Origin of the sequence: Kribbella sandramycini (assembly GCF_013131805.1) — a bacterium.
GTDB lineage: Bacteria > Actinomycetota > Actinomycetes > Propionibacteriales > Kribbellaceae > Kribbella > Kribbella sandramycini.
Window position 1 is genome coordinate 338,463 of sequence record NZ_JABJRC010000009.1, and the last position, 20,122, is coordinate 358,584.

Annotated in this window: 23 protein-coding genes and 1 pseudogene; 12 read left to right on the forward strand and 12 right to left on the reverse strand. The window is 69.5% G+C overall.

The genetic code is table 11. From position 1 onward, the window contains the following. Positions 1 to 2: 2 nt before the first annotated feature. Entirely contained in the window at positions 3 to 299 is a 297-nt protein-coding gene (locus tag HPO96_RS31590; protein WP_171678041.1) for a hypothetical protein, read from the forward strand. Here the strand turns inward: HPO96_RS31590 and HPO96_RS31595 are convergent. The 3 genes from HPO96_RS31595 to HPO96_RS31605 are packed head-to-tail and all read right to left on the reverse strand — an operon-like array spanning position 288 to position 3,269. Further along, a complete protein-coding gene (locus HPO96_RS31595; RefSeq protein WP_171678042.1) occupies positions 288 to 1,166 on the reverse strand; it encodes a bile acid:sodium symporter family protein in 879 nt (292 codons plus the stop codon). The two genes, HPO96_RS31590 and HPO96_RS31595, sit on opposite strands and share 12 nt — an antisense overlap. A 44-nt stretch (positions 1,167 to 1,210) precedes the next feature. Next, entirely contained in the window at positions 1,211 to 2,329 is a 1,119-nt protein-coding gene (locus tag HPO96_RS31600) for a VanZ family protein (protein ID WP_171678043.1), read from the reverse strand. 34 nt (positions 2,330 to 2,363) lie between these two features. After that, positions 2,364 to 3,269, reverse strand: a complete 906-nt coding sequence (locus HPO96_RS31605) for an NADP-dependent oxidoreductase (protein ID WP_171678044.1) — start codon at positions 3,267 to 3,269, stop codon at positions 2,364 to 2,366. A 53-nt stretch (positions 3,270 to 3,322) separates the two neighbouring features. On the opposite strand from HPO96_RS31605, the gene HPO96_RS31610 reads away from it, so the two are divergent. Continuing rightward, positions 3,323 to 4,120 (forward strand): HEAT repeat domain-containing protein, encoded by a 798-nt coding sequence (locus HPO96_RS31610; protein ID WP_171678045.1) that lies wholly within the window; start codon positions 3,323 to 3,325, stop codon positions 4,118 to 4,120. Here HPO96_RS31610 and HPO96_RS31615 read toward each other — a convergent pair. Genes HPO96_RS31615 through HPO96_RS31625 form a run of 3 tightly spaced genes read right to left on the reverse strand, consistent with a single transcriptional unit; the run spans position 4,113 to position 6,372 of the window. Then, on the reverse strand, positions 4,113 to 4,505 hold the full coding sequence (locus HPO96_RS31615) for an MAPEG family protein (RefSeq protein WP_171678046.1): 393 nt from the start codon (positions 4,503 to 4,505) through the stop codon (positions 4,113 to 4,115). The two genes, HPO96_RS31610 and HPO96_RS31615, sit on opposite strands and share 8 nt — an antisense overlap. Then, a complete protein-coding gene (locus tag HPO96_RS31620) occupies positions 4,502 to 5,455 on the reverse strand; it encodes an ATP-grasp domain-containing protein (RefSeq protein WP_171678047.1) in 954 nt (317 codons plus the stop codon). Before HPO96_RS31620 ends, HPO96_RS31615 begins: the two co-directional genes overlap by 4 nt. Continuing rightward, on the reverse strand, positions 5,452 to 6,372 hold the full coding sequence (locus tag HPO96_RS31625; protein WP_171678048.1) for a glutamate-cysteine ligase family protein: 921 nt from the start codon (positions 6,370 to 6,372) through the stop codon (positions 5,452 to 5,454). Before HPO96_RS31625 ends, HPO96_RS31620 begins: the two co-directional genes overlap by 4 nt. Before the next feature lie 56 nt (positions 6,373 to 6,428). Between HPO96_RS31625 and HPO96_RS38645 the strand changes: the two genes are divergently transcribed. Genes HPO96_RS38645 through HPO96_RS31640 form a run of 3 tightly spaced genes read left to right on the forward strand, consistent with a single transcriptional unit; the run spans position 6,429 to position 8,660 of the window. Then, positions 6,429 to 6,908: a MarR family transcriptional regulator gene (locus HPO96_RS38645; RefSeq protein ID WP_171678049.1), complete on the forward strand. Its 480-nt coding sequence runs from the start codon at positions 6,429 to 6,431 to the stop codon at positions 6,906 to 6,908. A gap of 18 nt (positions 6,909 to 6,926) precedes the next feature. Beyond that, entirely contained in the window at positions 6,927 to 7,553 is a 627-nt protein-coding gene (locus tag HPO96_RS31635; RefSeq protein ID WP_171678050.1) for a hypothetical protein, read from the forward strand. 39 nt (positions 7,554 to 7,592) lie between these two features. After that, positions 7,593 to 8,660 carry a beta propeller repeat protein gene (locus HPO96_RS31640; RefSeq protein ID WP_171678051.1) on the forward strand — a complete coding sequence of 356 codons (1,068 nt, stop codon included), beginning with the start codon at positions 7,593 to 7,595 and terminating at the stop codon, positions 8,658 to 8,660. On the opposite strand, the gene HPO96_RS39335 is transcribed toward HPO96_RS31640, so the two are convergent. The 3 genes and pseudogenes from HPO96_RS39335 to HPO96_RS31655 form a co-directional block, all read right to left on the reverse strand. Further along, complete coding sequence (locus HPO96_RS39335) at positions 8,650 to 8,862, reverse strand: GGDEF domain-containing protein (protein WP_337796898.1); 213 nt, start codon at positions 8,860 to 8,862, stop codon at positions 8,650 to 8,652. The two genes, HPO96_RS31640 and HPO96_RS39335, sit on opposite strands and share 11 nt — an antisense overlap. Before the next feature lie 103 nt (positions 8,863 to 8,965). Beyond that, positions 8,966 to 9,277 (reverse strand): annotated as a pseudogene (locus tag HPO96_RS39940) (hypothetical protein); the annotation flags it as partial. Positions 9,278 to 9,630: 353 nt separating this feature from the next. Continuing rightward, positions 9,631 to 10,206: a helix-turn-helix domain-containing protein gene (locus tag HPO96_RS31655; protein WP_171678053.1), complete on the reverse strand. Its 576-nt coding sequence runs from the start codon at positions 10,204 to 10,206 to the stop codon at positions 9,631 to 9,633. 57 nt (positions 10,207 to 10,263) lie between these two features. Between HPO96_RS31655 and HPO96_RS31660 the strand changes: the two genes are divergently transcribed. Beyond that, complete coding sequence (locus HPO96_RS31660; RefSeq protein WP_171678054.1) at positions 10,264 to 10,833, forward strand: dienelactone hydrolase family protein; 570 nt, start codon at positions 10,264 to 10,266, stop codon at positions 10,831 to 10,833. Positions 10,834 to 10,850: 17 nt separating this feature from the next. Here the strand turns inward: HPO96_RS31660 and HPO96_RS31665 are convergent, their stop codons facing one another. Both HPO96_RS31665 and HPO96_RS31670 read right to left on the reverse strand, forming a co-directional pair. Further along, positions 10,851 to 11,774, reverse strand: coding sequence for an aldo/keto reductase (locus HPO96_RS31665; RefSeq protein ID WP_171678055.1), 924 nt, complete (start codon positions 11,772 to 11,774; stop codon positions 10,851 to 10,853). A 15-nt stretch (positions 11,775 to 11,789) separates the two neighbouring features. Further along, positions 11,790 to 13,226, reverse strand: a complete 1,437-nt coding sequence (locus HPO96_RS31670; protein ID WP_171678056.1) for an MFS transporter — start codon at positions 13,224 to 13,226, stop codon at positions 11,790 to 11,792. 126 nt (positions 13,227 to 13,352) lie between these two features. Here HPO96_RS31670 and HPO96_RS31675 point away from each other — a divergent pair, with 126 nt between their 5' ends. Genes HPO96_RS31675 through HPO96_RS31700 form a run of 6 tightly spaced genes read left to right on the forward strand, consistent with a single transcriptional unit; the run spans position 13,353 to position 19,023 of the window. Continuing rightward, complete coding sequence (locus tag HPO96_RS31675; RefSeq protein WP_337796888.1) at positions 13,353 to 14,579, forward strand: cytochrome P450; 1,227 nt, start codon at positions 13,353 to 13,355, stop codon at positions 14,577 to 14,579. Positions 14,580 to 14,584: 5 nt separating this feature from the next. Continuing rightward, positions 14,585 to 15,229, forward strand: coding sequence for a TetR/AcrR family transcriptional regulator (locus HPO96_RS31680; RefSeq protein WP_238355691.1), 645 nt, complete (start codon positions 14,585 to 14,587; stop codon positions 15,227 to 15,229). Next, on the forward strand, positions 15,226 to 16,398 hold the full coding sequence (locus HPO96_RS31685) for an NAD(P)/FAD-dependent oxidoreductase (RefSeq protein ID WP_171678057.1): 1,173 nt from the start codon (positions 15,226 to 15,228) through the stop codon (positions 16,396 to 16,398). The genes HPO96_RS31680 and HPO96_RS31685 overlap by 4 nt, the downstream gene beginning before the upstream one ends. 30 nt (positions 16,399 to 16,428) lie before the next feature. After that, positions 16,429 to 17,640: a cytochrome P450 gene (locus HPO96_RS31690; protein ID WP_171678058.1), complete on the forward strand. Its 1,212-nt coding sequence runs from the start codon at positions 16,429 to 16,431 to the stop codon at positions 17,638 to 17,640. A 24-nt stretch (positions 17,641 to 17,664) separates the two neighbouring features. Then, positions 17,665 to 17,859, forward strand: a complete 195-nt coding sequence (locus HPO96_RS31695) for a ferredoxin (RefSeq protein WP_171678059.1) — start codon at positions 17,665 to 17,667, stop codon at positions 17,857 to 17,859. Between the two features lie 48 nt (positions 17,860 to 17,907). Then, a complete protein-coding gene (locus tag HPO96_RS31700; protein WP_171678060.1) occupies positions 17,908 to 19,023 on the forward strand; it encodes an epoxide hydrolase family protein in 1,116 nt (371 codons plus the stop codon). Positions 19,024 to 19,122: 99 nt separating this feature from the next. Here the strand turns inward: HPO96_RS31700 and HPO96_RS31705 are convergent, their stop codons facing one another. Further along, positions 19,123 to 20,097, reverse strand: a complete 975-nt coding sequence (locus HPO96_RS31705; RefSeq protein WP_171678061.1) for an alpha/beta fold hydrolase — start codon at positions 20,095 to 20,097, stop codon at positions 19,123 to 19,125. Positions 20,098 to 20,122: the final 25 nt, after the last annotated feature.

Sequence of the window (20,122 nt, forward strand, 5' to 3'; positions counted from 1 at the left end):
ATATGACCCAGGCAGGCTGGCGGCTCGTCGCCCCGGACGGTTTCGACGAGCTCGATTGGTTCGGGGTGGAGAGCCGCGGCCTGCTGATGGGTGGCCGGCTGGCGTACGGCGACCGCACGTTCCCCGTCATCGTCTACGACCCGTACCGGCTATCCCAGGACGCCGAGGCCGAGACCGCGGACGGCGGCATCTTCTACGAAGGGAATGTCGTGTCCGTGCAGGGCCTCACCCGGGAGTCCGCCGAGGCGGCTGTCACCCGCCTCGGCGAGGCCGGCTTCCTCGACTGGCTACTGGGTTGAGGCGGCCGGCGTCCGGCGGCTGAGCAGGTAGGCGACGACTGCCGTCGGGAAGAACATCACGATGCCGTAGACGGCGACCGGGATCGACATCTCGCTGTTGTTCAGCAGTGACGGGCTGAGCGCGATGGCCAGGGCGAGGGTCGCGTTGTGGATGCCGATCTCCATCGAGCAGGCGATGGCCTGGCGCTCGCCGAGCCGGGCCGCCCGCGGGACGGCGTACCCGAGGCCGAGGCTGATCACGTTCAGCAGGACGGCGATCAGGCCGACCGCGGCCAGGTAGTCGAGGAAGTTCGCGCGCTCGGTGTAGATCGCGGCGAAGATGACGAGCGCGAGCACCACGGCCGAGCCGAGCTTGACCGGCCGCTCCATCCGGTCGGCGAACCCGGGTTTGCGGTTCCGGACCAGCATGCCGAGCGCGACCGGGACGAGGACGATCGCGAACACCTGCAGCATCTTGGCCGGTTGCAGGCCGAGCTGGCCGGAGTCGCCCATGAAATGCGCGATCGACAGGTTCACCACGATCGGCAGCGTGATCACCGCGAGGACCGAGTTCACCGCGGTCAGCGTCACGTTGAGCGCAACGTCGCCGCCGGCCAGATGGCTGAACAGGTTGGCCGTCGTCCCGCCCGGCGAGGCGACCAGCAACATCATGCCCACGGCCAGCGCCGGGGCGAGGCCGAACAGCTCCACCAGCCCGAAACAGATCACCGGCAGCAACACGATCTGGGTGCCGAGCGCAACCAGTACCGCCTTGGGCATCCGCGCGACCCGCGCGAAGTCGCCGGTCGTCAGGCTCAGGCCGAGGCCGAACATGATGATCGCCAGCGCGATCGGCAGCAGCACCGAAGTGAGAACCGAGTCGGACAAAGTGCGCTCCCCGTGTAGACCCCGAACTGTGGAGGAACAGGGTCCTATCCGCGGCGGCTGTTCGTCCAGATGTCGGCGCGGTCGTCGACGATGGTCAGGCCGCTGACGACGCCGGAGAGGCCGGGGTGGCCGCGTGGGCGCCAGGCGAGGATCAAGGCGGCGACGGGGTAGAGCTGGTAGAGGCTCTCGGCAACGGGGACGTAGCGGGAGAGGCCGAAGAGCATGAAGTAGCCGAAGGAGCCGAAGAGCAGGGCCAGGATCATCTTGGGGCCTGCCGGTCGGCCGTCGGGGCGGGCGCGGCGGAGGCGGACGGACATTTGGCCGATGGTGGCTTGGCGCGGGCTGAGCGACGGGAGCGCGAGCAGGAGCAGAGCGGGCAGCCAGGTGGTGAGGACGACGCCGAGCAATTTGCCGCCGGGGGTGTCGTCGATCCAGACGTCGAACGCGCCCCGGACCAGCAGCGTGACGAACACACCGAGGATGGCGCCGAAGGCGGTGACGGCGATCAGGTCGACGAGCATGCCGAGCAGCCGGCGGCGGGTGGTGACCGGCCGCGGCGTCCCGGGTTGGACGTCGGCTCGCGGGTGGTCGAGAACGCGCAGTACCGGCGCGAACAGCAGGCCGATCGCGGTGCCGGCGGTGTTGGTGAGCAGGTCGTCGACGTCGAAGAGCCGGTACGGGCACTCGAAGAGGAACCAGTTGCCGGTCAGCTGGGTGAGCTCGATCAGCAACGAGATCCCGAGCCCGATCAGCACGATCACGACCGGGCGGCGTTTGGTGTAGTGCCGGAGGTAGGCGCCGAGCGGGACGAACAGGAACACGTTGAACACGAGCTGCTGGACGGCGGGGTTCGCGAGGAAGGCGCTGACGCCGAAGCCGCGCCGCTCCTTCGCGATGTCATGCACGAACTGGAACGGGTTCAGCTGCGGACGCGTGAGCGCCTCGTGCGCCGCGCACCAGGTGTCGTCGATCGTCGGCACCGGGAACAGCACGTACGCGACCAGCGCGAACCCGTAGATCAGCGAGCTGAACGCGAGCAGCGTCGACCCGAAGCCGAGCTCGCCGCGCCGCCGGTAACTGCGATAGACGAAGGGCGTCAGCAACACCAGGGCGAGCAGCCCGCCGAACAAGATGGCCAGCACTGCCGGCAGAACCCTGGACACCCCGCCGACTGTAGCGGACTGTGATCAGCTCATCTCAGAAGGTGAGGACGACCTTGCCGTTCAGGCCGCCGGCCGCGAACCGCTCCTGCGCCGCCCGTGCCTGGTGGATCGAGTACGTGCTGTCGACGCGAGCCCGCAGGACACCGTCGTCCACCAGCTTCATCAATGTCGCGAGCCGGGCACCGTCCTCGGCGACCTGGACGTTCGTGCTGGCGATCCCGCGCGCCGACAGGTCCGGGACCGGGCCGGCCTCGGTCGCGATCGAGGCGAGCCGGCCGCCGTCCCGGAGTGCCTCCTCCGGCCTGATGCCGGCGGTGTCGAGAATCCCGTCGTACGCCGAAGCGGACAATGCGTGCGCATTCGTGCAGGCCGTGGTCGCGCCGAGCGCCATCGCCCGCTCCAGCTGGGCGTCCCGAGAGACCAGCGCATCCACGACGACGCCGTCCCGCCGGGCCAGCTGAACCGCGAGCCCGCCGACGGCGCCCACCGCACCCGTCACCAGCAACCGCTGCCCAGCCGACAGGCCGAGCCACTCAACGGCCTGCGACGCTGTCAGCGCCGGCAACGGCAGCGTCGCGGCCTCGGCCAGACTGGCCGCCGTGGGCGCGGGCGCGAGCACCCGCTCCGGCAGCGCGACCAGATCGGCCCACGTGCCCTTCCCCGCGGCCAGCTGCGCCGACATCCCGACCACCCGCTGCCCGACGTCGAACGAGCTACTCCCCGGATCGACCACGATGCCGGCGACATCCCAGCCCAAGATCATCGGCAGCGCCGGCACCCCACCACGGATCTCGTCGGCCCGCGTCTTCACATCGACCGGATTGAGGCTGCTGGCAACAACCCGCACGAGCACCTCGCCCGGCCCGGCCACCGCGTCCGCCACCTCCCGAACCTCAAGAACCTCGGGACCGCCGAACCGACTGATCGTAAGTGCGCGCATCCGCCCAGTATCGGCCTCCGAAGGTGCACCCCAGGGCGTCGTACGCTGCGGCGATGAGGTGGAAGTCGCACAGGGAAATGGTCGAGTGGATCCTGAACGATCCGGGGATCCAGGCCGAGCGCGCGGCCGCCCTCGCCGCCGACCCGGAGCACGTCGAGCGGGAGCGGCTGTACGCCGAGGCCGCCGCCGACCTGCTGCCCCAGTTGCAGTCGCTGATTCCCGAGTTCGACGCGCACGGGTTCCAGATCCGGCACGTCAGCGACCTCACGCAACGTGCCATCTTCGTCAAGGACGCGTCGGGCGAGGTCGTCGAGCGGCGCCAGATCGATTACCGGCCGGCGATTCCGCTGCTCGCCCAGTGGTTGCCCAAGGTCACCTACTACCCGCTGGCCTCCGATATCGCCCACGTACTCAGTCCGGTCGCGGCGCGCAAGTACTCCGTACCGGTTTTCCTGGAGCTGACTCGGAACCCGCCGCCGGTGGACCATCCCCAGTCCGATTGGGGGATGGCGCACTGGCAGACCCAGCTCCGCGAGACGATCTGCAGCGGCCTGGCGAAGCAGGCCACGCCGGCTGTTGCGGACGAGCTGATCGACCTGGTCCGCGATCAATCGCTCGGCGACCTTCGGGTCTCGCTGATCGGCACCGGCTTGCCGAAGACCAAGGACCCGCGGATGCCGGAGGTGTTGATGGAGCTGTTGTCCGATCCGAGCGAACGCATTCAGGCCGCGGCCCTCTTGGCGCTCGGCAAACTCCGGCACGAGCCCGCGCGGACGCATCTGGAGGCGGTGGCTGCCGCGGGTGGCGAGCTCGCGCCGTATGCGAAGCGGGCGCTCAAGCGGTTCACATAGCCACGATCGCGGTTGCTCCGATGGCCAGGCCGACGAGGTAGGTGCCGAGGGCGCCGATGTCGCGGAGGGGGCCGTGGGCGGCGAGGGTTTTGGCCGTGAGCATGCCGATGGCGTGGGCGAGGCGGACGGCGAGGGCGGCGATGGCCAGGGCGTCGACGAGTGGGCTGTCGGTGAGGGTCGAGCAGACCAGGATCAGGACGAGCAGGGTGGGGATGTACTCGGCCGCGTTGCCGTGGGCGCGCTGGGCGATCAGGAGGCGATCGGCGGGGTCGGTGGGCTGCTGGTTGCCGGCGCCGCGGAGGACGCGCTGCCGGGTGACGTTGGCGCCGAGCAGGAAGAGCAGGATGCCGAGCAGGGCCATGCAGGTGACGGTCACGGTGGTCATGTCAGAACTCCTTCACGGGTGAGGCGGCGAACGATGGTTTCGCTGAGGTTGGTGCCGAGCAGGGCGTCGGTCTTGTGCATACCGCCGGGACACGTCACGTTGACCTCGATCAGCCGGCCGCCGATCACATCGGCGCCCGCGATGGCCAGGCCGTGCTGAACGAGGACCGGCCGCAGGGCGGCGGCGATCGCGAGATCGGCCGCGTCGATCGGTGCGACGGCGACCGGCGGTCCGATCCGGAAATCGGCGGCGGCTGGGCGACGCAGTACGGCGCCGACGATCTCACCGTCCAGGAGGAAGAGCCGTTTGTTGCCGTGCGCAACGGCTGGGAGGTACTGCTGGGCGATCACCTGCCGCCGTCCGCCGCGGGTCGCCGACTCCAGCAGCGACGTGGCCGCGTGGTCGTCGGGGACGAGCCACACGTCGAGCCCCGCGAAACCGTCGACCGGTTTGACGATCGCCGTCCCGGCCTGGGCGACGAAGTCCCGGAGGTCGGTGACCGAGGTCCCGACGGATGTCGGCGGGCACAGGTCGGGGAACCGTAAGGCGATCAGCTTCTCGTGGATCGCGCGGACGCCGTCGGCCCGGTTGATCACCCGGGTGCCCGCGAGATCGAGCAGGTACGTCGTGTGCAGGTAGCGCTCGTCGACCGGCGGGTCGATCCGCAGGTGGACGACGGCGAACTCGCTGACCGGGACGACGTCCGTCGTGAGCTCGTCGAACCAGGTCGGGTCGACGATCCAGCGGTGGTCGACGCCGGGGTGGCGCGGCCGGAGCCGGATGTGGTGCGCGCGGGCGACGAGTAGGCCGTCGACGACGGCGAGGTCCTCGGGGCCGCAGCACCAGACGGCATGGCCGAGTCGCTGGGTCGCGTCCATCATGCCGATGGTGGCGTCGATGTCGGCGGCCAGTCCGCCGAGCGGGTCGGTGACGAACAGGACGCCGTTCATGCGGCCAACTCCTTGCAGTGCAGGAGTTCGCCGGCCGCGGCGGCCTGCCAGTGTGCGGCGAGGTTGGTTCGTTCAGGTTCGAGTGCGCGCAGGACGGACCGGCGGCGCACGTCGTCGTACAGCAGGCTCGTCAGCGTCGTGATCACCTGATCGACGGCGCTCGGCTCCTGGGCGTCGAGGAAGCGAACCTCCAGGTACGTCGACCGCGGTCGGACCGGCGGGAACATGGTGGTCAGATGCTCGGCCGGGCCGCCGGTGGTGAAGACCGTCGCGCCGGCCGCGAACGACGTGTACGCCGCGACTGGGTCGTCGCCGTACAGCAATCGATCGTCGAAACCGGTGCGGGCCGGGTCGAGCTCGAGCCAGGTGGCCAATCGGCCCTGAGGGCCGGAGCTGCGGGCGAACGTCGCGGCCAGGAACGGCGCCGCGAGGTTGAGCACCCGCCACTGCTCGGCCCCGGCGCGGCCAGGCCACCAGTCGAGGCAGATCTGGGTGGACGCCGTCCGGCGCATCATCCGGCGTCCGGCCGGTCCGATCGAGTCGAAGTGCCGGTGCATCGCGACGTACCGCGGGCTCGTCAGTTGGAGCGGGACCTCATGTTCGGGCCGCGGGTCGACCGGTAACGCGTACAGGGTGATTCGGTCGGCAGCCAGGCGTTTCGTGAGGCCTGCGACGGCGTTGCGGAGCTGGCCGGCCGGGTCGAGTCCGCACGGCAGGCTGAGCTCCAGCTGACCGCCCGGTTCGAAGCCGACGTACGGCGTACTGCCCGCGGCTTGCTGCGTCCGGCCGATCGGAACCGCGGCGCCGGTGACCGCGTCGGCGACCAGGAACTCCTGCTCGACGGCAACCCGGACACTGCGCCGGCGGCCCCGGGCGAACAGCGCCCCGACGAACGGTGACAGCTCCTGCGGGTTCATGGCCACTCCTGATACTGTAAGGATTCCTGTCGAAATATTGGAAGGAATCCTTACGAGTGTCAAGGCCTGAGTTGCCTCGGATCGGGGTCAAACCGTTCATCGCGCTGGTCGATCGCGCGAATCGGGCGCTGCAGAACGACATGGTCGAGACGATGCGCCGGTCCGGTCACCCGGAGGCCAAACACGCCTACAACGGGGTGTTCGCGACGCTGCAGCGGGAGGGGTCGCGGTCGGCCGACATGGCGGTCCGGGCCGGGATGACCCGGCAGTCGATGGGTGAGGTGATCCGCGAGCTGGTCGCGCTCGGCATCCTCGAGATGGCGCCCGACCCGGAGGACAAACGGGCCAAGATCGTCACCTACACCGACCGCGGGTTGGAGGTCGCGGCGAGCGGTTACGACCATCTGCGGGACCTGGAGGAGCGGTTCGCCGCGGAGTTCGGTCCGGCGGAGTATTCCACCGCACGGCAAGTGTTGGCGCGGGTCGCGGATGTCCTGGAAGAATGGGCGTCCGAGGCGGACCGCGCCTCGGAGTGACCCTTGGGGAGGGCCACCATGCGCACTGACCGTGTCATTGCCGTCGTCACCGTCGCCATCGGCGTCCTGGGCGCCGTCGCCGCTCAACTCGGCGCAGCGGAAGCGGATCGTACGCTCGCGCTCGCGGCGACGACCGCGCTGAGCATCATCTCGATCGGCTTACCGTTCATCGGCGCGCAGATCGGCGTCCGCTACCGGCGGACGGCGGCGCAGCCGGCCTATCGCGAGGCATATGTCTGGGCGCTGCTGCTCGGTGCGATCGGGTTGGCCGCGGCGCTGCTGATTGCCGTGCTGATCCCGTCGTCGTCCGGCGACCAATGGCAGTACGCGCCGGTGATCGTGCTCGGCGCCTTCGTCACCCAGTTGGTCGCGCAGACGACTGGTATCGGTCTCGGCGTCCTCCTCGGGCGGGCGTGGATCGCGGGCGTGCTGACGATCGTGATTCCGCTCGGTCTGTACTTCGCGCTTCCGGAGTCGGTGCGCGCGTTTTTCGCGCCGTACGCGTCGGCGCAGCTGTGGTGGTCGGGTGAGTTCGGGCTGGGCGATCTGCTGCCGTTCCTGGTGATGGTCGCGTTGTGGGGGCCGGTTCTGCACTTCGTCGCGTGGTCGCGAACAAAATCCGCGGTAGGAGCATCCAGTCGTTGACGTAATTCCAACGACTTGGAGGAGCTCGTGGTTCAGCTGGTGAGGCGTCGCAGTGGGCGGATGGCGTTCGGAGCCGGGGCGGTGGGGCTGCTCACGGCGTCCGCGCTGACCGCCCAAGCCACGCCGGCCGCTCTGCAGTGGCAGGACGTTCCGGTGAATCAGGCCTCGGTGATGATCGACGACGTCGATGCGACCTGGGCGGTCGGCGCGACGGGTGAGAGTGAGCAGAAGGCAGTGGTGCTCCGCCTCGACGCCGGTCGATGGAAGCCGGTCGCGCATCCGGTGAAGACGAACGCGTCGCTGCACGCGGTCGCGGTCGGCGGCCCGAAGAACGTGTGGGCGGTCGGTGACGACAACAGCGTTGCGGGGCAGCCGAAACCGCTCGTGCTGCGCTTCGACGGCACCCGCTGGAAGGTCGTCCCCGCCCCGGCGGTGCCGACCGGCTCGCTGAGCAGTGTCGCGATCGGGCCGGACGGCGTCCCGTGGGTCTCCGGCTGGGCGGAGGTCGCCGGGCGGGAGCACGCGACGGCGTACCGGTTCGTCGGCGGTAAATGGCAGCCGCTGATCAAGGGCCTGGAGGGCTCGATCAACGGCAACACCCTCGCCGTCGTCGGCCCGAACGACGCCTGGCTCGGCCTCAACGCCGGCCTCGCGCGCTTCGACGGCAAAGCCTGGAAGCTGGTCGCCGACCTCCCGACCGACGGCAGCAAGATCCCGACCGGCCTCGCCGTCGCCGGCCCGAAGGACATCTGGCTCGTCGGCGTCGACCACACCGCCCGCGAACGGCGCCTCGCCATGCACTACGACGGCGCCCGCTGGACGAACGTCCCCGTCCCGGCCGGCTGGGCCCAGCTGTACGACGTTGCCCTGCACAACAATCGGCCCGTGGCCGTCGGCGAGCACTTCATCGACGAAGGCGACTACACCCGCAACCAGCCCGACGTCCTCACCTACAACGGCAAAGCCTTCGTCGCCGCCCCCGCCCCGAAGACCCCTCTCGGCGTCCTCACCGGCGTAACCGTCACCAACAATCAACTCCTGACCGTAGGCACCGCCCAAGACGACTTCACCACCCCCTACAAGGGCCTCTCAGCCATCACGCGATGACGACGCGGTTCCGGCCGCTGTTCTTGGCCTGGTAAGTCGCGGTATCGGCCGCCAGCAGTACGGCGTCCAGCGTGTCGCCGTGGTTCGGGTACCCGCCCGTGCCCACCGAGCAGGTCAGATTCGTCAACTGGGCCTTGCCATTCGGGGTGTCCACCTCGATGGCAAGGCCCTCGACCCGCCGCCGGATCCGCTCCGCGATCACGGCCGCGTCGGTGACCGGCGTCCGGCGGCAGGAGGACGGCAAACTCTTCGCCGCCCAGCCTGCCGAGTAGATCGTTGACCCGCTTGAAGTGATCGAGGTCGATGTAGAGCACGCTGAGCTCGGCGCCGCGTTGCAACTGCTTGGCCGCCGTTTCGTGCCAGAACAGCGTATTGGCCAGACCAGTGAACCCCGGTGGGTACCCGGGGTACTGGACCGGTGTCAGAGTCGCCAGGCACAGTGCGCCGGCAGCGGCGGCCAAGATCAGGGTGCAGATCGAGAACACCCGCCGATGGGCCGGGACCTTGCGCAGCCTGAACGTCGCATGCACCGAGGTGAGGACGACCAGCGATGCCACCAACGGCGGCGGAAGCGTGATCACCCCGGCGAAGATCCACAGACTCCGCCCGAGCCCCATCGCTCTGCCGCCGCCCACCCATCACCCCAAGCTACGACCCGAACCCGCTCCGCACGCCCGATGGCCGCTTCCTGCCGCGTCTCACCTTCGGTACCGACGAACGGGTAGTGGTGGGCCGTCAGGCCGTTGGTCGCGCCCAGCGAACCGGTCGGGAGGTGACTACTACCCGTCGCTCGGTTCGTCGGGTTCGGGCGGGGGCTCCTCGTGGACGGGGCCGGAGGGGGAGAGCCAGGAGCGGGAGAGGGCGAGGGCTGCTTCGAGCAGCGACGGTCGCTCCATCGTGTGCCTCCCCGGCGTCGGCTCCTATTCGTAGCGGATGCCGCCGGGGTTCGGCGGGCGGTGGCAGCAAATGGTCACGCGGTCGGTGGGGGGAGGGTGGGGTAGTCGAGGATGGGGTAGAGGCCGACGGTGAAGCCGTAGGTGGTGTCGCCGGCTCGGGGGAGCTGGTCGAAGGTGTGGATCAGGTGGTCTACGGCTTGCCAGAACTCGGCGGCGCGCTCTTCGGGGATGCGGGCGTGCCGGATGAAGGAGCGGAGTTGGCCGGCGTCGTACGCGGTGCGGGATTCTTCGGCGGCGACTTCGAAGTCGTTGAAGTCGGGAGGGAGTGGGACGCCGTTGGCCTGGCGGCCGAGGCCGACGAAGAACATCCGGGCGGCGCGGCCGTAGAAGCGCTCCTCGATGGCGCGGACCTTGCGGGTCCGGACGATCCGCAGGATGCCGGCGTCCGCGAGCACCTTGACGTGGTGGGCCACCGTGCTCTTCGGGCGTTTGACCGCGGTGGCCAGTTCGGTGACGGTCGCGGCGCGTTCGTGCAGGAGGCCGAGGATCGTCGTCCGCAGTGGATCGCTGATCGCGCGGACCTGCTCGGCGGTGGTCAGTTCGAGCGTCTCGGCGAGCTCGTAGTCGGGCACCGGGCTGTTGCCTGTCACAGTCGAACATACTAACATCGCCGATTGTTCGAGATATTTGGATCATTGGAGCGCATCGTGACCGAGATTGTGCTGTTTCACCACGCCCAGGGCCTGACCGACGGCGTGCTGGCGTTCGCCGAACAGCTCCGGCAGGCCGGGCACACCGTCCACACGCCCGACCAGTACGAAGGCAACACGTACGCCACCCTCGAAGAAGGCATCGGCTACGCCCAGGAGACCGGGTTCGGCACGCTGCTCGAGCGCGCGCTGAAGGCGGCCGAGGGGTATCCGAGCGAGGTGGTGTACGCCGGTTTCTCGCTCGGCGTCATGCCGGCCCAGCAGCTCACCCAGACCCGGCCCGGCGCTCGCGGCGGCCTGTTCTACTACTCGGTCCTGCCGTACACCGAGTTCGGCGAGACGTGGCCGCAGGGCGTGCCCGCGCAGATCCACGCCAAGGAGGAGGACGAGTTCTACCTCGAGGACGCCGAGGGCGCGCAGCAGTTGATCGCCGCCACCGACGACGTCGAGCTGTTCCTCTACCCGGGTAAGGAGCACCTGTTCGCGGACTCGTCGCTGCCGTCGTACGACGAAGCGGCCGCGCAGCTGCTCCTCACCCGCTCGCTCACCTTCCTCGAACGCCTTTGAGGCAGTCTCGAACGCCTTTAGGGCAACGTGTTCCCGGCGGCCGTGTAGAGCCGGTACCACTCCTCGCGGCTGAGCCGGATTGCCGCGCCCGCAGCGGCGTCCTGCACTCGGCTCGGGGTGGTGGTGCCGATGACGATCTGCATCTGCGCCGGGTGCCGGGCCAGCCAGGCGATGGCGATCGCGTCGGCGCTGGTGCTGTGCGCGTTGGCGATCTCGTCGAGTGCGTCGTTCAGCGCGGGGTAGTTCGTGCGGTCGCCGATGAAGACGCCGGACGCCGGACTCTGCACCGAACCCCAGGTCTGGAGGGTGATGTTGTTCAGCCGGCTGTAGTCGAGGATGCCGAGATCGCGGTCGGCCGACTGCTCCAGGCCCATGATGTTCGCGGCCAGGCCCTGCGCGACCAGGGCGGCGTTCGCGATGCTGAACTGGAGCTGGTTCGCAATCAGCGGCTGGCGGACCGACTTCCTCAGCAGCTCGATCTGCCCGGGCGTGTGGTTCGAGACGCCGAACGCGCGGACCTTGCCCTTGCTGTGCAGCTCGTCGAACGCCGCCGCGACCTCGTCCGGCTCGACGAGCGTGTCGGGGCGGTGGATCAGCAGGACGTCGAGGTACTCGGTCCGGAGGGCGGCCAGCGACTGGTCGACGCTGGACAGGATGTGCTCGCGGGAGGAATCGAAGAAGCCGGACCGGATCCCGACCTTCGACTGCAACAGGATCTGGTCCCGCTCCGCGGCCGGGACCGGCGCGGCATCGCCGTACCGCTGCTCGCAGCCGTGCGGACCGCCGTAGATGTCCGCGTGGTCGAACATCGTCACGCCGGCCTCGCGCGCGGTCCCGACCAGGGTGCGGATCTCGGCGTCGGTCTTCTCCTTGATTCGCATCAGCCCGAGTATCACGCGCGATGCCGTCGTTTCACTGCTGCCCAACTCGACCGTCGTCATACGACCGACGCTAGCTCACGCGGTTGCCTGGACCACGGCGGCCGGGGCCTCGACCGGCGTCCGGCGGGTCGGAATGCAGGCTGCGACTGCCAGCGCGAGCAGTGCGGCGCCGGCTCCGATGGCCAGGACGACGCGGAACCCGTTCTGCGAGGGGAGCGCGTAGCCGCCGAGGTTGATGGTGAGTTGGGCCAGGACGGTGCCGGCGACCGCGCTGGACACCGACGTGCCGATCGAACGCATCAGTGTGTTGAAGCTGTTCGCGGCGGCCGTCTCCGAGACCGGTACGGCAGCCATGATCAGCGCGGGCATGGCGCCGTAGGCGAGACCGATGCCGGCGCCGATCAGCAGTGAGACGAGCACCAGCTCCCACACCGAGCCCATCAGCGCGATGCCGACGCCGTACCCCGCCGCCACGACGACTGCGCCGAGCATCAGCGTGACCTTCGGGCCGCGCGCCTTCGAGAGCTTGGCCGAGAGCGGCGCCGCGACCAGCATGATCAGACCCGACGGGCCCATCACCAGACCGGCGCCGAGCATCGACTGGCCGAGCCCGAATCCGGTTGCCTTCGGCATCTGCAGCAGTTGGGGCAGGACCAGTGACATCGCGAACATGGCGAATCCGAAGACGAGGGAGGCGGCGTTCGTCAGCAGGACCTGCGGGCGGGCCGTCGTCCGGAGATCGACGAGCGGCTCCGGCGTCCGCCGCTCCCACCAGCCCCAGGCCAGGACGGCGACGACGGCGAGGGCGAACAGGCCGAGCGTCCGGCTGCTCGTCCAGCCCCACTTGGCGCCCTGGGAGATTGCCAAGAGCAACGAAACCAGGCCGACCGAGAGGCCGATCCCGCCGAGGACGTCGAAGCGGCCGCCGGAGCGGACCGACGATTCGGGTACGAAGCGCACGACGAGGCCGAAGACGACCAGGCCGAGCGCGGCGGAGACCCAGAACAGCGTGTGCCAGCTGGCGTACTCGGCCAGCAGGGCGGACGCCGGGAGGCCCAGCGCGCCGCCGACGCCGAGGGAGGCGCTCATCTGCGCGGTCGCGGTGCCGAGCCGCTCACTGGGCAGTTCGTCGCGCATGATGCTGATCCCGAGCGGGATCACGCCGGAGGCCATCCCCTGCAGGGCGCGGCCGGCGATCATCGGCAGCAGTGAGCTGCTCAGCGCGGCGACGACCGAGCCCGCGACCATCAGGCCGATGCTGATCAGCAGCATCCGGCGCTTGCCGTACATGTCGCCGAGGCGGCCCATGATCGGGGTCGCGACCGCGGCGGCGAGCAGGGTGGCCGTGATCACCCAGGCGGTATCGCCGGCGGCGGCGTGCAGCAATCGCGGCAGCTCGGGGATCAGGGGAATCACCAGGGTCTGCATGAGCGCGACCGTGATGCCGGCCGCGGCGAGCACCGGGACGACGGCGCCGGCGCGCACTGCGGGTTCGGCGGGGACAGCGGACATCGAACGCCTCCGGGAGAACGATCGGAAGATAGTTGGTTTCTGCAACCATAGATTAAGTCAGGCAGTTGACTTAAACAAGATCGCGAGGCAAGGTGGGAAGCGAGATCAACGCGGAGGTGATGTCTCGTGACCCAGAGTGAGCCGATCGAGCGTGCGCTGGACTACCCGATGCCCCCGATAGATGCGATCGAGCCGCCGCCCGAGTGGGCCGAGCTGCGGCAGCAGTGCCCGGTCGCCCACGTCCGGCTGCCGAGCGGTGATCAGGCGACGCTGCTGACCCGGTACGGCGACGTCCGGCAGCTCATCGCGGATCCGCGGTTCGGGCGGACGGCCGAGGAGGAGGGCGGCGCGCGGATCGGCGCGGAGGGCGCGAGCACGATCTTCGACCGGCGGGACGAGCCGTCGCCGATCCCGCAGTCCGGAGCGGGACATCAGCGGTGGCGGCGGATGCTGACGAAGTGGTTCACCGCCAAGCGGATGGCCGCGCTCCGGCCGCGGATCGAGGCGATGGCGTCGCAGCTGGTCGACGAGATGGTGGCTCATGGGGCGCCGGCTGATCTGAAGGCCGGGCTGGGGTATCCGCTGCCGGTCTGGGTGATCTGCGATCTGCTCGGCGTACCGGATTCGGATCGGGACCGGTTCGCGTACTGGTCGGACACGTTCCTCAGCCTGAGCCGGTATCAGCAGGCGGAGATCGATGCCGCGCAGGCCGAGTTGACGGCGTACATGGCTGGGCATGTCGAGGCGAAGCGGCTGGCGCCGGGGGAGGATCTGCTCAGCGATCTGATCACCGGGGCGGATGCCGCGGGGGCGAAGCTGGGCACCGAGGCGTTGGTTGCCACAGGCAAGGGATTGTTGATCGCGGGACACGAGACCACGACCAACATGATCGGCAAGATGATGGCGATGCTGCTGTCGGACCGGTCGGCCTGGGAGCAGCTGGTCGCCGATCCCGCGCTGATCCGGACGGCGGTCGAGGAGATCCTGCGGTACGACGCCAACCCCGGCTTCGGGTTGACGCGATACCTGACCGAGGATGTCGAGCTGCCGAGCGGCGTCCTGCCGGCCGGGACGACGGCGGTCTGCAGTATGGCGGCCGCGAATCGGGACGACGGCGTATTCGCGGACGCGGAGTCGCTCGACCTGACGCGGAGTCCGAACGTGCACATCACCTTCGGCGCCGGGCCGAAGTCCTGCGTCGGGCAGTCGCTGGCGCGGACGGAGCTGCAGGTCGTGCTCGAAGTGCTCGTACGCCGGTTGCCCGGGCTCGCGCTCGCCGTACCCTCGGCTCGGTTGCGACCGGTGGAAGGGCTGCTGGTCGGCGGTCTGCAGGAAGTGCCGGTGGTGTGGTGATGATGATGGCGAAGACGGTCCGGACCGATCGGGTGAACGCGACCCGCGAGCTGATCCTGGTGACGGCGGAGCGGATGTTCGCCGAGCGCGGGATCCACGAGGTGTCGAACCGGCAGATCAGCGAGGCGGCCGGGCAGGGCAACAACACCGCGGTCGGCTACCACTTCGGCACCAAGGCCGATCTGATCCGCGCGATCCTGCGCCGGCACTCGGGCGCCGTCGAGGAGCGCCGGCAGGAGCTGGTCGCCGCGCTGCCGCCGGACGCCGATCTGCGCGCCTGGGTGGAGGTGCTGGTCCGCCCGACGACGGACTACCTCGCGACCCTCGGCGTACCGAGCTGGATGGCGCGCTTCACCGCCCAGCTCGCCACCGACCCGGCGCTGCGCGATGTGATGTTCGAAGAGATGCTCGGCTCGCCGACCATGCTCCGCGTGATCGACGCCCTCTCGGAGTCGATGGGGGCGCAGCCGCCCGCCGTCCGGATGGAGCGCGGCGCGATGGCGCGCATCCTGATCGTCCAGATGAACGCCGATTTCGAACGCGCCCTCGCCGAGAACCAGCTCACCGCCCGCTCGACCTGGCACGACATGGCCACCGGTCTCATCGACGGCATCGTCGCCATCTGGTCCGCTCCCTTCACCACCCCATGAGCACCCTCATCATCGGCGCCTCCGCCGCCGGCCTCGCCACGCTCGAATCCCTCCGCCGCCACAACTACGACGCCCCCATCACCCTGCTGGGCGCCGAACCCGACCTCCCCTACGACCGCCCACCCCTCTCCAAGCACTACCTCGCAACCACCAACCCCCACCCCGCCCTCCGCCCCGAACAACACCTGGCCAACCTCAACGCCACCTTCCACCTCGGCGACCCGGCAGTCGCCCTCGACGCCGCCCGCCGAACCGTCCACACCGCCTCCGGCCGCACCCTCACCGCCGACAACATCGTCATCACCACCGGCCTCACCCCCCGCAAACTCCCCAACCAACAACCCCTCACCGGCGTCCACGTCCTCCGCACCCTCGCCGACGCCACCGCCCTCCGCGAAGACCTCCTCGCCCGTTCCGCAGGAGACATAACAACGGATGGACCTCGGGTTGTGGTGGTGGGGGATGGGGTTTTGGGGGGTGAGGTGGCGGCTACGGCTCGGGGGTTGGGGTGTGAGGTGGTGTTGGTGGGGCCGCAGCGTGGGGTGTTGTGGGGGCAGTTGGGGGAGGTGGTTTCGGGGTTGTTGGGGGAGGTGCATGGCGCGGCTGGAGTGGAGTTGCGGTTGGGGACGGCGGTTGGTGGGCTGACGGCGGTGGGTGGGCGGGTTAGTGGGGTGGAGTTGGTTGGGGGTGAGCAGCTGGCGGCTGAGGTTGTGGTGGTGGCGCTGGGGGCGGCGCCGGCGACCGAGTGGTTGCAGGGGAGTGGGCTGAAGGTGGCGGATGGGGTGGTTTGTGACGAGTGGTGCCGGGCGGGGGAGGGGATCTGGGCCGCGGGGGATGTGGCTCGGTGGTGGCACGGCGGGCTGAATCGGCTGCTGCGGCTGGAGAATCGGACGAACGCGAGTGAACAGGCCGCGGTGGTGGCGGCGAACATCGCGGGGCAGCCGACCAAGTACGAGCCGATTCCGTACTTCTGGACGGATCAGTTCACGACGAAGATCCAGGTGCACGGGATCCCGGCCGCGGACGCCGAAGTGACGGTGGCCGAGGGGTCGATCGACGAGCGCCGGTTCGTCGCGCACTACCGAAAGGACGGGCGGATCGTCGCCGTCCTCGGCTGGAACATGCCCAAACAGACTCGCCTGCACAGGAAACACCTGTTGCCGGCGTAAACCCGAAAACCTCACTGGGGAAGGGATTCGATGACAACGACCGATCATGCTCCGGCGTATCCGATGACCCGCGCGCAGGGCTGTCCGTTCGACCCGCCGCCGCAGCTCAAGGAACTGCAGGACGAGGCGCCGCTGGTCAAGGTCGAGGTGTTCGGCCGGCCGGCGTGGCTGGTCACCCGGTACGCCGACCAGCGCAGGCTGCTCGCGGATCAGCGGCTCAGCTCCGACGTCTACCGGCCCGGCTTCCCGGGCACCACCAAGGAGCCGCTCAGCCCGGACGAGAACGCCGGTATCGGCTTCATCGTCCTCGACGACCCCGAGCACGCGCGGCTGCGCCGGATGGTCACCGCGCCGTTCATGATCAAACGCGTCGCCGCGATGCGCCCGCGGATCCAGCAGATCGTCGACGGGCTGATCGACGACCTGCTGGCCGGGCCGAAACCGGTCGACCTGGTCGAGGCGTTCGCGCTGCCGATCCCGTCGCTGGTGATCTGCGAGCTGCTCGGCGTCCCGTACGAGGATCACGAGTTCTTCCAGCGCAACAGCAGCATCCTGCTCCGCACCAGCGCCCCGATCGAGGAGCGGATCAAGGCCCGCGGCAACATCGGCGGCTACCTGAACGAGCTGATGGGCGACAAACTCGAGACCCCGGGCGACGACCTGCTCTCCGGGCTGGCCGAGCGGGTCAAGGCCGGTGAGCTGTCCCGCCGGGACGCCGCCGGGATCGGCGTCCTGCTGTTGATCGCCGGCCACGAGACGACCGCGAACATGATTGCCCTCGGCACCCTCGCGCTCCTCGAACACCCGGACCAGCTGGCCAAACTGCAGCAGTCCGACGACCCGGCCGTGGTCGCCGGCGCCGTCGAGGAGCTGCTCCGCTACCTGAACATCACCCACAACGGACGCCGTCGCGTCGTCCTCGAGGACATCGACTTCGACGGCGAGACCCTGCGGGCCGGCGACGGCGTGATCTTCCCGAACGACATCGCCAACCGCGACCCCGCGGTCTTCGAGAATCCGGACGAACTCGACCTGGACCGCGACGCCCGGCGGCACGTCGCGTTCGGGTTCGGCGTCCATCAATGCCTTGGGCAACCACTTGCGCGACTCGAGCTGCAGGTCGTCTACGGCACCCTCTACCGGCGGATTCCGACGCTCCGGCGCGCGGCGGAGCTGACCGACATCCCCTTCAAACACGACGGCGGCGTGTACGGCGTCTACGCGCTCCCGGTCACCTGGTAACCCCGCGACAGAATCGAGACTGACATGAAGATCATCGTCGATCAGGACAAGTGCGTCGCCTCCGGTCAATGCGTGACCGCGGCCGACACCGTCTTCGACCAGCGCGACGAGGACGGCATCGTCGTCCTGCTCACCGATAACCCGTCGCCCGAGCTCGCGGCCGATGTGCACCAGGCTGCCGCGGTCTGCCCGGCGCTCGCCATCGTCGTCGAGGACTGATCGGCCGGGTCGCCGGGGCCGCCCCGCCCGGCGACGTAGGTTCGATCCATGGACCAGTTCAGGATCGCCGTACCGGACAGCGAGCTCGACGACCTGCGCGACCGCCTGCGTCGAGCCCGCTGGCCGCGGCAGCTGCCCGGCGACGGCTGGTCGCGCGGGGTGCCGGTCGACTACCTGTGGATGCTCGCCGACCGCTGGCTCGACTTCGACTGGCGGACATGGGAAGCCCGGTTGAACGCGTTCCCGCAGTTCACCACCCGGATCGATGAGCAGCTGATCCACTTCCTGCACGTCCGATCACCCGAGCCGGACGCGTTGCCTTTGGTCCTCACGCACGGCTGGCCGGGGTCGATCGCGGAGTTCCTGCCGGTGCTCGGCCCGTTGACCGATCCGGCGGCGTACGGCGATGATCCGCGCGTCGCGTTCCACGTCGTGGCGCCGTCCGTCCCGGGGCACGGGTTCTCCGTCCCGCTGGAATCGGGGTGGGATCACCGGCGGATCGCGCGGGCCTGGGCGGAGCTGATGGCGGCCCTCGGCTACGACCGGTACGGCGCTCAGGGCGGTGACACCGGGTCGGTCGTCTCGCCCTGGCTCGGCGTCCTCGATCCGGAGCACGTGATCGGCGTCCATCTGAACGGCGGGCTCGCGTTTCCCGACGTCCTGCCCGCGGACCTGCCGCACCTGACCGAGGTCGAGCGCGCGCGGCTCGCCGCGGCTGAGCAGTTGCGCGCGGTCGGGACGGGGTACGCCGAACTGCAGGGCACCCGCCCGCAGACGGTGTCGTTCGGGCTCAGCGACTCACCGATCGGGCAGCTCGCGTGGATCGTGGAGAAGTTCTGGGAGTGGACCGATCCGGCCCGCCCGCTGCCCGAGGACGCCGTCGACGTCGAGCATCTGCTCGTCGACGCGAGTATCTACTGGTTCACCAACACGAGCGGGACCTCGGCCAACCTGTACTACGAGGGCCGGGCCGAACCGCCGCACCCGAAATCGGCTGTGCCCACCGGCGTCGCGGTGTTTCCGACCGACCCCGCGATCCGCCGGGTACTCGACCGGCGGCACGACATCACGCACTGGTCGGAGTTCACCCGCGGCGGCCACTTCGCGGCCCTCGAAGCCCCCGACCTGCTGGTCGCCGACATCCGCGAGTTCTTCCGACGCTAACGACAGGAGGTGCCTGGCCACGGCGGCCGGCGCGGCCGGGTCGCCAAGCGTGCCGCGGGGCTGCGCCGGCGGCGTACCTCCTGTCGTTCGTGCTGCCGGTCAGGGGTGTGCGGCGATGAAGCCGGCGAGGTCGGCGGCGATCTCCTTCGGGTACTCGCCGTTGATCGCGTGTGAGGCCTCCGGGTAGAACTTGACCGTCTTGGCCGGGAGTGCGCGATCGGCGGTCGCGCGCGCCTTCGCCGGGTCGTGCATGACCGACTTGCCGGCGATGATCGCGAGCGCCGGGACCTTCAGCCCCTTGAGCTGCTCCTCGGTGATCCGCTGCGGTTGCGGCTGGCGCATCGTGTAGTTCTTCATCCCGGACTCGATCATCTCCGCGACCGGGACCTGCTCGACCGGCGCGCCGCCGGCGGTGTAGGAGTTGAAGCTGTCCCGCCACGAGCGCGGCAGCCATTTCACGGCGGCCGGCAGCGAGCGGATGACGGTCTCGACCGGGATCGAGTCGAAGATGCTCACCCCGTCGAGTGTGGTGACGGTCGCGACGTGCGCCGGGCGATGCACCGCGAGGTTCATCGCCGTCCACCCGCCGATCGACAGCCCGAGGACGTGGAACTTGTCGCCGGGCAGCGCGGCCAGGGTCTGGTCGATCCAGGCCGCCTTCTCCTCGGACGTCGTGATCGGGCGATTCTGGATCGACATCCCGGGCTCGCCGAGCAGGTCGATCGCGTAGACGTCGCCGAGCTGGAGCAGCGACGGCAGGTTGTCGGCCCAGACCGGCGTCCCCGAGGAGGTGCCGGGGAGCAGGACCAGCGGGCGCGCCTTCGGCTGGGCACCGGCGAACCGGTACGCGCGGACCAGGCCGTAGTCCGTGCGGATGTCGAGGGTCGCGGCGGGTTTCGGCAGGTCCCGCATCGCGAGGTCGTATTTCGCGACGTAGTCCTGGTAGCCGGTCGCGCTGTTCCAGTGCCCGACGGGGGACGGCGAACGTAGCACGAGAGCGAACCCGACGACGAGCACGGCGACCACGCCCAGAGCGATCAGCAGGCGGCGGCGGCGCCGGGGTTTCTTCGTCATGACGACTCCCTAACCAAGTGGTAAG

Excerpts from the sequence above, each read along its gene's own strand:
- HPO96_RS31665 (WP_171678055.1), bottom strand. The coding sequence starts at position 11,774 with ATGACGACGGTCGAGTTGGGCAGCAGTGAAACGACGGCATCGCGCGTG.
- HPO96_RS31680 (WP_238355691.1), top strand. The coding sequence starts at position 14,585 with ATGGCGAAGACGGTCCGGACCGATCGGGTGAACGCGACCCGCGAGCTG.
- HPO96_RS31670 (WP_171678056.1), bottom strand. The coding sequence starts at position 13,226 with ATGTCCGCTGTCCCCGCCGAACCCGCAGTGCGCGCCGGCGCCGTCGTC.
- HPO96_RS31685 (WP_171678057.1), top strand. The coding sequence starts at position 15,226 with ATGAGCACCCTCATCATCGGCGCCTCCGCCGCCGGCCTCGCCACGCTC.
- HPO96_RS31620 (WP_171678047.1), bottom strand. The coding sequence starts at position 5,455 with ATGAACGGCGTCCTGTTCGTCACCGACCCGCTCGGCGGACTGGCCGCC.
- HPO96_RS31705 (WP_171678061.1), bottom strand. The coding sequence starts at position 20,097 with ATGACGAAGAAACCCCGGCGCCGCCGCCGCCTGCTGATCGCTCTGGGC.
- HPO96_RS31690 (WP_171678058.1), top strand. The coding sequence starts at position 16,429 with ATGACAACGACCGATCATGCTCCGGCGTATCCGATGACCCGCGCGCAG.
- HPO96_RS31610 (WP_171678045.1), top strand. The coding sequence starts at position 3,323 with ATGAGGTGGAAGTCGCACAGGGAAATGGTCGAGTGGATCCTGAACGAT.
- HPO96_RS31590 (WP_171678041.1), top strand. The coding sequence starts at position 3 with ATGACCCAGGCAGGCTGGCGGCTCGTCGCCCCGGACGGTTTCGACGAG.
- HPO96_RS31605 (WP_171678044.1), bottom strand. The coding sequence starts at position 3,269 with ATGCGCGCACTTACGATCAGTCGGTTCGGCGGTCCCGAGGTTCTTGAG.
- HPO96_RS31625 (WP_171678048.1), bottom strand. The coding sequence starts at position 6,372 with ATGAACCCGCAGGAGCTGTCACCGTTCGTCGGGGCGCTGTTCGCCCGG.
- HPO96_RS31615 (WP_171678046.1), bottom strand. The coding sequence starts at position 4,505 with ATGACCACCGTGACCGTCACCTGCATGGCCCTGCTCGGCATCCTGCTC.
- HPO96_RS31700 (WP_171678060.1), top strand. The coding sequence starts at position 17,908 with ATGGACCAGTTCAGGATCGCCGTACCGGACAGCGAGCTCGACGACCTG.
- HPO96_RS31635 (WP_171678050.1), top strand. The coding sequence starts at position 6,927 with ATGCGCACTGACCGTGTCATTGCCGTCGTCACCGTCGCCATCGGCGTC.
- HPO96_RS31695 (WP_171678059.1), top strand. The coding sequence starts at position 17,665 with ATGAAGATCATCGTCGATCAGGACAAGTGCGTCGCCTCCGGTCAATGC.